The sequence below is a fragment of the Sphingomonas mollis genome (assembly GCF_016427505.1).
In the GTDB taxonomy this organism is placed as follows: domain Bacteria; phylum Pseudomonadota; class Alphaproteobacteria; order Sphingomonadales; family Sphingomonadaceae; genus Sphingomonas; species Sphingomonas mollis.
The window spans coordinates 20749-31373 of the sequence record NZ_JAELXS010000020.1; the positions used below are offsets into that span (position 1 = coordinate 20749).

Consider the following 10625-nt stretch of genomic DNA (forward strand, 5'->3'; position numbering starts at 1 on the left):
ACATCCTTCGGCCGGCGCCTCGCGGACGCCTATTCCTTCGCCACGAAGGGCATAATCGCAAAGCACCTCCACCGGAAACCTCGATATAGGCGAACGATCACCTTATCGGATCATCGCCATGCTTCGCACCTTCGACTGGGACCGCCTCGACACCACCAAGTACCGCGAGGAGAGCGAGACCGTCGCCGCCCTCCTCCGCGCCGTGCCGCTGAACACCGACGACCGCGCGACCGTGTCGCGCCACGCGGTGGCGCTGGTGCAGGCGGCGCGTGCCTCCACGAAGAAGCAGGGCGTGGTCGAGAGTTTCCTGCAGGAATTCTCGCTCGGCACCAAGGAGGGCCTCGCACTGATGTGTCTGGCCGAGGCGCTGTTGCGCACGCCCGATGCAGATACGCGCGACCGGCTGATCGCGGAAAAGATCGGCGCGGCGGACTGGGCGAGCCATCTCGGCGGATCGGACAGCCTGTTCGTCAATGCCTCGACCTGGGGGCTGATGCTGACCGGCAAGCTGATCGACGTCGATGACGAGGCGAAGCGCGATCTGGGCGGCTGGGTGAAGCGGCTGACCGCGCGGCTGGGCGAACCGGTCATCCGTCAGGCGGTCGGCGCGGCGGTGCGGATGATGGGCGAACAGTTCGTGCTGGGCCGCACGATCGAGGATGCGCTGAACCGGGCGAAGAAGGACGGCTATCTCTGCTCGTTCGACATGCTGGGCGAGGGTGCGCGGACCGCCGCCGATGCCGCGCGCTACGAGACGATCTATGCCGACGCGATCGAGGCGGTCGGCCGCGCCCGCGCGCCGGGTCTGTCGCCGGAGGATGGCCACGGCGTCTCGGTGAAGCTGTCGGCGCTCTGCCCGCGTTACGAGGCTGTGCAGGAAGCACGCGTGTGGGAAGAACTCTATCCGCGCGTGAAGCGCCTCGCGCTGATCGCCGCGCGCCATAACCTGAACTTCGCGATCGACGCGGAGGAAGCGGACCGGCTCGTCATCTCGCTGCGCCTCGTCGATCGGCTGGCGCGCGATGAGGAACTGGGCGACTGGACCGGCCTCGGCGTCGTGGTGCAGGCGTACCAGAAACGCGGGCTGGCGGTGATCGAGGGGCTGGAGGCGCTGGCCCGTTCCACCGGCCGCCGGATCATGGTCCGCCTCGTCAAGGGCGCCTATTGGGACAGCGAGATCAAGCGGGCGCAGGTCGCCGGGCGGCCCGATTATCCCGTCTTCACGACGAAGCCCGCGACCGATCTGTCCTATCTGGTCTGCGCCGCCGCACTGATCGAGGCTAGCCCGGCGCTCTATCCGCAATTCGCGACGCACAATGCCCACACGCTCGCCGCCGTCAGCCTGATGGCGACGCAGCGCGGGGTACGGATCGAACACCAGCGGCTGCACGGCATGGGCGAGGCGCTGTACAAGGCCGCCGGCGGCAATTTGAGCCTGCGTGCCTATGCGCCGGTCGGCGGGCATGAGGAACTCTTGCCCTATCTGGTCCGTCGCCTGCTGGAGAACGGCGCCAACACCAGCTTCGTCCATGCCTTGCTCGACGAGCGGGTGCCGGCCGAACTGGTGGTCGGCGATCCGATCGATACCGTCCGTGCGCAGCCCGACCGGCATCCGCGCATTCCGGTGCCGGCCGACATCTATGGCGCGGCGCGGGCCAATCCGGTCGGTCGCGATTACAGCCGCGACAGCGAGCGGGCGGTGGCGGCACGCGCGGCGCAGGTCGGCGCGGCGGACACCATCGCCGCCGGCCCGATCGTCGGCGGCTCGCTGCTCGCCGGCACGGGGCCGCGACCGATGACCAGCCCGGTCGATCGCACGCAGTTGATCGGTGCGGTCAGCGAGGCGACGCCCGCCGACATCGATCTCGCCGCGAAACGTGCCCGCGCCGCACAGCCGGCGTGGGACGCGATGGGCGGCACCGCGCGCGGCCGGGTGCTGCGCGCGATGGCCGATGCGCTGGAGGCGAACATGGATCGCCTGATCGCGCTGCTGTCGCGCGAGGCGGGCAAGACGCTGAACGACGGCGTCGCCGAAGTGCGCGAGGCGGTCGATTTCTGCCGTTACTATGCGCATCTCGCCGAGAAGCAGTTCGACGGCCTGCAACCGCTGACCGGGCCGGTCGGCGAGACCAACCATCTCGAATTGCGCGGGCGCGGCATTTTCGTGTGCATCAGCCCGTGGAATTTCCCACTGGCGATCTTCACCGGCCAGATCGCCGCCGCGCTGGCAGCGGGCAATGCGGTGCTGGCGAAACCCGCCGAACAGACACCGCTGATCGCCGCCGAAGCGGTGCGGCTGTTCCACAAGGCGGGCCTCGATCCCGACCTGCTCGCGCTGCTGCCCGGTGACGGTGCGACCGTCGGCGCGGCGCTGGTCGAGCATCCCGGCATCGCCGGCGTCGCCTTCACCGGCGGCACCGAAACCGCCTGGTCGATCAACCGCGCGCTGGCCAATCGCCGTGGGCCCATCCTGCCGTTCATCGCGGAAACCGGCGGCCTGAACGCGATGTTCGTCGATACGACGGCACTGAAGGAGCAGGTGGTGGACGACGTCATCGTCTCGGCGATCGGTTCCGCCGGGCAGCGTTGCTCGGCCCTGCGCCTGTTGTTCGTGCCCGAGGAATCGGCGGACGAACTGATCGCCACGCTGACCGGCGCGCTCGATGCGCTGGTGATCGGCGACCCCGCCGACGCCGCCACCGATATCGGCCCGGTGATCGACGCCGACGCGCTGGCCATGCTGGAGGAGCACCGCGCCCGGCTGGGCCGCGAGGCGACGATCCTCGCGCGGCTCGATCCGGGGGCATGGGGCGCCCGCGGCGATTTCTTCGGTCCGCTCATCGCCGAAATCCCGCGCGCCGATTTCCTGGGCAAGGAGGTGTTCGGCCCGATCCTGCACATCTATCGCTACAAGGCGGACGAGCTGGAGACGATCGCGCAGGGGCTGGCCGATACCGGCTATGCCCTGACGCTGGGCATCCACAGCCGCATCGAACGCTTCGCCGAGCGCATCCGCGCGCTGGTCCCCGCCGGCAACGTGTACGTCAACCGCTCGATCATCGGCGCGGTCGTCGGCGTGCAGCCGTTCGGCGGCGAGGGATTATCCGGCACCGGCCCGAAGGCCGGTGGCCCCCACGCGCTGCTCCGCTACGCGGTCGAGCGGGCGGTCTCGGTCAACATCACCGCGCAGGGCGGCGATCCGGCGTTGCTGAATATTTGAGCGTTCGTCCTCGGACGTCATTGCGAGCGTAGCGAAGCAACCCAGAGTCCCCCGCGCTGCACTGGATTGCTTCGCTGCGCTCGCAACGACGAAGTTTCATCGGGTACGATCGACGCGATCACCGGCCTTCACATCACCGCCGATCGCTCCGTCCAATCGCGAGCCGCATCGATCACCAATACCAGCCGGCAGCAACCGGTGCCGGCGATCGGCGGCGAGCGGTGGATGATCGGCCGCTCGGGCGCCCGGTCGCGTCCCTTGAACAGCGCCACATCGCCCGCCGGAATCTGGCGCACGTCCAACTCGTCGACCGGCGTCCCGCCCTGCCACCGTGCCACCTCGTCGTCAGCCAGCCACTGCGTCCCCGGCCCGGCATAGGTGCAGATCAGGCGAACGCCGACCTGATCGCCGTGGAACCGGCGGCAGGCATCGGTTTCGACCACATCCAGCCTGATCGCCACCTGCTCGCTGTCGAGCAACCGGCCGAACGCCGCCGCCAGCATCGCGATATCGGCCGCCAGCGCGGCGACGTATCGTTCGGCATATCCCGCCGCGCGCAGCGCCGTCGACAATGGTTCGCGCGCCCGGTCGGCATCGACCATCAGGGTCACGTCGTCCACCGCCATCAGTGCGTCGCCGGCCGGCACCGCCGGTACGTATGACCGCGCCCAGATCGCCAGATTGACCGATAGCAACAGGATCGCCGCCAGCGCATCGACGTCGCGACCGCGGACGGCGTGATCGGGCATCGCCGCGACATCGTCGCGCGCCAGCACCATGGTCATGCGGGCTCGACCACCGCCGGTTGTTCGCCCCATGTCGGGAACGGATCGGGCAGGGCGGTCCAGCGTTCCGGCGTGAACTGCGCGGCATCGACCAGACAGGCGTCGAGATCGCGGCGCAGCGCGGCTTCGTCCATGTCGATGCCGATGAAGACCAGCTCCTGTCGCCGGTCGCCCCAGACCGGGTCCCAGTGCCGGCCGACGAACTGCTCGAAATCGTCGTTCGTCTCCGGCCAGCGGTTCTTCGGCACCGCCGCCCACCAGCGGCCCAGCCGCGCCACGCTGGTCTGGCTACCCGCCTTGGCCAACTCGCCCAGAAAATCGGGCCGCGTCGCCAGCCAGAAATGCCCCTTCGCGCGAATCACCTTGTCCAGCGCCCCCGCGCCGGTCAGGAACCGCCGGAACGCCGCCGGATCGAACGGCGCACGGGCGCGATAGACGAAGCTCTCGACGCCGTATTCCTCGCTTTCCGGGCGGTGATCGGCATAACCGTACAGCTCCTTCGCCCATAAGGGATGCCGTTCCGCCTTCTTGTCGTCGAACAGGCCGGTGTTCAGGATCGCATCCAGCGGCACCGCCGCGAAATCGGCATCGATGATCCGGGCATCGGCGTTAAGCGAGGCGACGATCCGGCGGACGATCGCCAGCTGTTCGGGCGTCACCGCGTTCGCCTTGTTGACGATCACCACATCGGCGAACTCGATCTGTTCGACCAGCAACGACACCAGGCTGCGGTCGTCGCCTTCGCCCGCGGTCTCGCCACGCTGGCTGAGCAGGTCGGCGCTCGAATAATCCGACAGCAGGTTCAGCGCGTCGACGACCGTCACCATCGTATCCAGCCGCGCGACATCGCCCAGCGAGGCGCCGTCCTCGTCGCGGAAGCTGAACGTCGCGGCGACCGGCAGCGGTTCGGAAATGCCGGTGCTCTCGATCACCAGATAATCGAACCGCCCCTGATCGGCGAGCGCGCGCACCTCCGCCAGCAGATCCTCACGCAAGGTGCAGCAGATGCAGCCATTGGTCATCTCGACCAGCGTCTCCTGCGACCGGGACAGCGCCGCCTCGCCGCCCCGCACCAGATCGGCGTCGATGTTTACCTCCGACATGTCGTTGACGATAACCGCGATCCGCCGCCCCTCGCGATTGGCGAGCAGATGCTGGAGCAGCGTGGTCTTGCCGGCGCCGAGAAAGCCCGACAGCACCGTGACGGGAAGACGCAGGTCGGGGGAGGGGATGGTCATGGATCGATCGCTTTGATGTTATGGTATCTCGTCGCATTGATAACGACCGCACTGTGACCCTGTCCAGTCTCAATGATACATTGTCACTTAAATGGGCGGCGGATTCATTCGGGCGATGTTCCACCGCATCGTCGGCGGCCCCGAAAGCCCGTATCGCCCGTTATCGCCGTCATCAGGAGACACACTATGCGCTTCGTACAGATCGATATCCTGCCGTCGGGCAAGGCGCTGGTCGATATCGACAAGCTGACCCATGCCGTCCCGCAGGAAGGGGGCAGCCGGCTGTTTCTCGGCGCTCAGCATCTCGATGTCCCCCATACGCTGGCGGAACTGGAGAATGTGCTCGCCGGCCGCGAACGCGACGATGCTGGCGAACGCAGCACGGCCGGCTTTCGTATGGGCTAGATCCGCATGACGAACGCCGCGCCGGGGATCGGCAACGACACCCCCGTCGGCACGAGCCTACCGTCCGCCGCGATCGTCAGCATCGTCAGCGTCCCGTCCCGCTCGTTCGCCACCGCGACCAGCCGGTGATCCTCGACCAGCAGGAAGAACCGCGGCGACGCTCCGCCCACGGGGACATGCTGGACCAGCGTCGGCATCCCGTCCACGTCCAGCGCGAAGAAGGCGATGCCGTCATGCCCCCGGTTCGACACATAAAGCCGCTCGCCCGCCCGATCGATCGCGATATGCGCGACGGCGCTTTGCCCGATCCATCCGTCCGGCAGGGTCGACAGCGTTCGCCGTTCGTGGAACGTGCCGTTCGCCCCGGCCAGCACCGTCAGGCTGTTCGCCAGTTCGCTGACCAGATAGGCGATACCCCCGATCCGGGGATGCATCGCCAGATGGCGCGGTCCCGCTCCCGCCGCCGCCACAAAGGCGACCACCGGCGGACCCATCACGCCCCGCCGATCGACCGGAAACGCCAGCACCTGATCGGTGCCGAGATCGGTCCGATACAGCCAACGGCCGTCCGCGGCGAAGCCGACCCAATGCGCGTGAGGCCCCTCCTGCCGCCCGGCATCCGGCCCCGACCCGCGATGGACATGGGTCTGCACATCGCCCTCCGGCAGGCCGTCACGCTCGTTCAACCGAAACAGCGAGACGCTCCCGCTCCCGTAATTCGCCACCGCGAGCAAGGTCCGATCACCGTTCAGCGCCAGATGGCACGGCGCCGTCCCCCACGCATCGACGGTCGTTATCCGGCGCCAATCCCGACCGTCATGCTGGAAGACGCCGATCGCCCCCGCATGTTCGTCGACGATGTAATGCAGGCCATGGCGCGGCGCATGGACACCGAACGACGCATTGGCCGCGTCGGCGAACGCGTCGCCCACCACCCATGCGCCGTCGACCAGACGCACATCGTACAATCCACGCCCGCCGACATCCGACCAAGTGCCGACGACAAGATGCAGGGCGGAATCAGTCATGGCATGGCCCATAGACGCTGATGACGTCGTATCGAACCGTCATTGCGAGCGTAGCGAAGCAGCGCAGAGCCACAATCAGGACGCTCTGGGTTGCTTCGCTATGCTCGCAATGACGGATCACGCCGTCACCCCGTGACGGCTTGGCGGCACGCCCGATCCGGCGCAGACTGCGGCGATGCTGTCCTTCCTGTTGCTCATGCTCGCCCAAGCGGCCTCGGCCCCGGCCCCGGTGCCCGCCCAGACGCCACCGCTGACCGCCGCGACCTCGCCCGAACCGCCCGCGACCCGGTGGCCCACCCGCGACGGTCGCTACGATATTCAGAACTTCCGATTCCGCTCGGGCGAAAGCATGCCCGACCTGCGCATCGGCTACACCATGCTGGGGCAGCCGCACCGCGATGCCCGTGGCGAGATCGACAATGCGGTGATGATCCTCCACGGCACCGGCGGCACCGGCCGCCAGTTCCTCAGCCCGCAATTCGCCGACGAACTGTACGGCCCCGGCCAGCCGCTCGATATCCGCCGCTACTGGATCATCCTGCCCGACGGCATCGGTCACGGCCAATCGTCCAAGCCGTCCGACGGCATACACATGCGCTTCCCGCATTATGATTATGACGACATGGTCGATGCGCAGTACCGGCTGCTGCGCGACGGACTGGGCATCCGCCGGATGCGGCTCATCATGGGCACGTCGATGGGCTGCATGCACGGTCTGGTCTGGGGCGAGACGCATCCCGACTTCGTCCGCGCGCTGATGCCGCTGGCCTGCGAGCCGGTCGAGATCGCCGGGCTGAACCGCATGTGGCGGCAACTGGCGATCGACGGGATCAAGGCCGATCCCGTCTGGGCCGGTGGCGAGTATCGCACGCCGCCCGTGCAGGGTCTGCGCACCGCCGCCAGCCTGTTGTTCGTCGCCGGTGGCGCGCCGCTCTATTTCCAGGCGCAATATCCCACCCGCGATGCCGCCGCCGCCTTCGCGCAACAACGCGTCGCTACCTCGATCGCGCAGACCGACGCCAACGACCTGATCTATCAGATTGAGGCATCGCGCACCTATTCACCTTGGGCACGGTTGGAGGCGATCACGACGCCGACGATGTGGATCAATTCGGCCGACGACTTCATCAACCCACGCCAGCTCGACCTGCCGCAGCGTGCCGTCGCCCGCATGAAGGACGCGCGCTTCCGGCAGATTGCGGAGAGCGACGACACGCGTGGCCACGGCACCCACACCGCCGCCCGGTTCTGGAAACGGGATCTGGTCGATCTGCTACAACGGACCAGATAGGGCGGATGGCGGCGGGCGCTTGCCGTGATCGACGGTTCCGGTATCGTGGCGCCATGCTTACACGACGCCACCTCATCGGCTCCTCTCTCTCCCTCGCCGCCATGCCCCTGGTGGGCAAGGCGGCGCTCGCCGCGACACCGCCAGTCAAGGCGGGGCGGCTGAAGCAATCGGTCAGCCGCTGGTGTTACGAGAAGATTCCGCTCGACGATCTCTGCGCCTTCGCGGCGAAGATCGGCCTGCAGGGCATCGATCTGCTGCAACCCGCCGATTACGACGTGCCGCGCCGGCATGGCCTGCGCTGCACGATGGGTTATGCGGCGGAAAATATGACGATCGCCAACGGACTGAACCGGGTCGAGAATCACGCCGCCATCGAAAAGGCGTTCCGCATCGGCATCCCGCAGGCGGCCCGGTCGTCCGTACCGAACGTGATCGCCTTTTCCGGCAACCGCCGTGGCCTGTCCGATGAACGCGGCGCCGCGAACACGATCGCCGGCCTAAACCGCGTCAAGAAGATCGCCGAGGACAATGACGTCACCATCTGCGTCGAACTGCTCAACAGCAAGGTGAACCACCCCGATTATATGGCCGATCACACCGCCTGGGGCGCGCGGGTGATGGAGGCGGTCAATTCGCCGCGCGTGAAGCTGCTGTACGATATCTACCACATGCAGATCATGGAGGGCGACCTGCTGGATACGGTCCGCCGGAACCTGAAATGGATCGGCCATTTCCACACCGGCGGCGTCCCCGGCCGCCACGAACTGAACGACACGCAGGAGGTGAACTGGCACGGCGTCGCCGCGGGAATCGCCGATATGGGTTTCACCGGCTATTTCGCGCATGAATTCGTGCCGACGGGCGATCCGTTGCCCGCGCTCGCGCAGGCGGTACGGATCTGCACCGTCTGACGTGATGCCGATGCCATTCGGCTGACATGTTGGTGATATAGCTGTCTGTGATACTATATCATGCCCGGTTTGTTCGGGCGCCCAGACGATCGGCCTGATATGAAACGCATACTCCTCGTCCCGATTATGGCCGCGCTCCTGATCGGGGGCGCCGCCATCGCGCGGGTCGAGACGGTCGGGCCATCCGGCTATCTGCGGGCGAGTGCGTTCGACCTGCTCGCCGACCTGCCGCCCGCGCCGCAACCCGGCGATGCCCGCGCGCTCGCCGACCGCGCGATCTTCCGCCAGACCCGCGCCTTGCAGGGGACGCCGCGCTGGGCGCTGGCGACGAACGACGTGAAGCTCGCCCCCGCCGACATGATGCGCGATTTCAGCTGTTCGGTCGGCATCGCCCTGACGCCCGACACCGTGCCGCGCACCGCCGCGCTGGTCCGTCGCGTCTCGTTCGACACCGCGCGCAACACCGGCATCGCCAAGGATTTCTACAAGCGCCAGCGGCCGTTCCTGATTAATCGGGGCGCGGTCTGCCAGCCGGTCGATCAGCTGAAGGGCAGCTATGACTATCCGTCCGGCCACACCACCGCCGGCTGGACATGGGCGATGCTGCTGGCGACGCTGGTCCCCGATCGCGCCACCGCGATCCTGGCGCGGGGTCGCGCCTTCGGCGAAAGCCGGATCGTCTGCGGCGCGCACAACGCCAGCGCGGTGGAGGGCGGCCGCCTGTCCGCCACCGCGACGCTGACCGCGATCGGCGCCGATCCGGTCTTCGCCCGCGACCTCGCCACCGCCCGCGCCGAACTCGACGCCCTGCGCCGCGATCCCGCCACGGTCAGACCGGACGCCGCCACCTGCGCACAGGAAACCGCGCTGGTCGCTCAACGCCTCTTTTAGGCTTGGCGGGAAACAGGATATCCTGCACGGCGGCGTGCTACCGGAGAAGCACGATGACGTCATCACGCCGCGGGCCGATCGGGCTCCTGCGCCACGCGATGCTGGCGGCATCGCTGGCTGCCACCGCGGTCGGTGCGCAAACGCCGGCACCGGCACCGGCAACACGGATCGACATCGACGTGTCGCGTGCCGGCACCCCGCTGGACCGGTCGTTCGATCTGTCGGTGGGATCGGACTTCGCCGGAACGCTGGCCCGGCCCGACAGTCTGGCGCAATTGACGACGGCGGTGGACGAACTCGGCTTTCGCTATGTCCGCTTCCATGCGCCCTTCCACGACGCGCTGCACACCGTGCAGCTTCGGGAGGGCAGGATCGTCTATGACTGGACCGGGCTGGACCGCTTGTTCGATGCTCTCCTCGCCCGCCGGATCAGGCCGTTCGTCGAGCTGGGTTTCACGCCCGAGGCGATGGCGACGTCGAAACAGACGATCTTCTATTGGAAGGGCAACACCTCGCATCCGGACCCGGCCAAATAGGCGGCGCTGATCGATGCCTTCGTGCGTCACATCAGGACGCGATACGGGGTGGCGGAGGTCCGCCGCTGGTATTTCGAGGTGTGGAACGAACCCAACCTCGACGGCTTCTGGGAGAAGGCCGACCAGCGCGCCTATTTGGACCTGTACGAATCGTCCGCCCGCACGATCAAGGCGATCGATCCGCGCCTGCGGGTCGGTGGCCCGGCGACGGCGGGCGCGGCCTGGGTGCCGGAATTTCTCGACCATGCCGCCAAGCGCCACATCCCCGTCGATTTCGTGAGCACCCACACCTACGGCGTCGATGGCGGGTTCCTTGATGA

Annotated in this window: 8 protein-coding genes and 1 pseudogene; 6 read left to right on the plus strand and 3 right to left on the minus strand. The window is 67.6% G+C overall.

Features of this window, described 5'->3' with window-relative positions:
• Nucleotides 1-118: 118 nt before the first annotated feature.
• Entirely contained in the window at nucleotides 119-3220 is a 3102-nt protein-coding gene (gene putA, locus JAO74_RS18190; protein ID WP_233151209.1) for a bifunctional proline dehydrogenase/L-glutamate gamma-semialdehyde dehydrogenase PutA, read from the plus strand.
• A gap of 128 nt (nucleotides 3221-3348) precedes the next feature.
• Here the strand turns inward: putA and JAO74_RS18195 are convergent, their stop codons facing one another.
• Nucleotides 3349-4005, minus strand: a complete 657-nt coding sequence (locus JAO74_RS18195) for a DUF1826 domain-containing protein (protein ID WP_199041661.1) — start codon at nucleotides 4003-4005, stop codon at nucleotides 3349-3351.
• The gene (locus JAO74_RS18200; protein ID WP_199041664.1) at nucleotides 4002-5243 is read right to left on the minus strand and encodes a GTP-binding protein; all 1242 of its coding nucleotides are present in this window, start codon (nucleotides 5241-5243) and stop codon (nucleotides 4002-4004) included. Before JAO74_RS18200 ends, JAO74_RS18195 begins: the two co-directional genes overlap by 4 nt.
• A 186-nt stretch (nucleotides 5244-5429) precedes the next feature.
• Here JAO74_RS18200 and JAO74_RS18205 point away from each other — a divergent pair, with 186 nt between their 5' ends.
• A complete protein-coding gene (locus JAO74_RS18205; RefSeq protein ID WP_199041667.1) occupies nucleotides 5430-5648 on the plus strand; it encodes a hypothetical protein in 219 nt (72 codons plus the stop codon).
• Here JAO74_RS18205 and JAO74_RS18210 read toward each other — a convergent pair.
• Nucleotides 5645-6676 carry a lactonase family protein gene (locus tag JAO74_RS18210; protein WP_199041670.1) on the minus strand — a complete coding sequence of 344 codons (1032 nt, stop codon included), beginning with the start codon at nucleotides 6674-6676 and terminating at the stop codon, nucleotides 5645-5647. The genes JAO74_RS18205 and JAO74_RS18210 overlap by 4 nt on opposite strands.
• Nucleotides 6677-6851: 175 nt before the next feature.
• On the opposite strand from JAO74_RS18210, the gene JAO74_RS18215 reads away from it, so the two are divergent.
• The 4 genes and pseudogenes from JAO74_RS18215 to JAO74_RS18230 all read left to right on the plus strand — a co-directional run.
• On the plus strand, nucleotides 6852-7967 hold the full coding sequence (locus tag JAO74_RS18215) for an alpha/beta fold hydrolase (RefSeq protein ID WP_199041673.1): 1116 nt from the start codon (nucleotides 6852-6854) through the stop codon (nucleotides 7965-7967).
• 53 nt (nucleotides 7968-8020) lie between these two features.
• Nucleotides 8021-8878: a hydroxypyruvate isomerase family protein gene (locus JAO74_RS18220; protein WP_233151211.1), complete on the plus strand. Its 858-nt coding sequence runs from the start codon at nucleotides 8021-8023 to the stop codon at nucleotides 8876-8878.
• 126 nt (nucleotides 8879-9004) lie between these two features.
• Nucleotides 9005-9769: an acid phosphatase gene (locus tag JAO74_RS18225; RefSeq protein WP_199041676.1), complete on the plus strand. Its 765-nt coding sequence runs from the start codon at nucleotides 9005-9007 to the stop codon at nucleotides 9767-9769.
• Nucleotides 9770-9867: 98 nt separating this feature from the next.
• A pseudogene (locus tag JAO74_RS18230) lies at nucleotides 9868-10625 on the plus strand (GH39 family glycosyl hydrolase); the annotation flags it as partial.

Excerpts from the sequence above, each read along its gene's own strand:
- JAO74_RS18195 (WP_199041661.1), bottom strand. The coding sequence starts at position 4,005 with ATGACCATGGTGCTGGCGCGCGACGATGTCGCGGCGATGCCCGATCAC.
- JAO74_RS18220 (WP_233151211.1), top strand. The coding sequence starts at position 8,021 with ATGCTTACACGACGCCACCTCATCGGCTCCTCTCTCTCCCTCGCCGCC.
- JAO74_RS18205 (WP_199041667.1), top strand. The coding sequence starts at position 5,430 with ATGCGCTTCGTACAGATCGATATCCTGCCGTCGGGCAAGGCGCTGGTC.
- JAO74_RS18200 (WP_199041664.1), bottom strand. The coding sequence starts at position 5,243 with ATGACCATCCCCTCCCCCGACCTGCGTCTTCCCGTCACGGTGCTGTCG.
- JAO74_RS18210 (WP_199041670.1), bottom strand. The coding sequence starts at position 6,676 with ATGACTGATTCCGCCCTGCATCTTGTCGTCGGCACTTGGTCGGATGTC.
- JAO74_RS18225 (WP_199041676.1), top strand. The coding sequence starts at position 9,005 with ATGGCCGCGCTCCTGATCGGGGGCGCCGCCATCGCGCGGGTCGAGACG.
- JAO74_RS18215 (WP_199041673.1), top strand. The coding sequence starts at position 6,852 with ATGCTGTCCTTCCTGTTGCTCATGCTCGCCCAAGCGGCCTCGGCCCCG.
- putA (WP_233151209.1), top strand. The coding sequence starts at position 119 with ATGCTTCGCACCTTCGACTGGGACCGCCTCGACACCACCAAGTACCGC.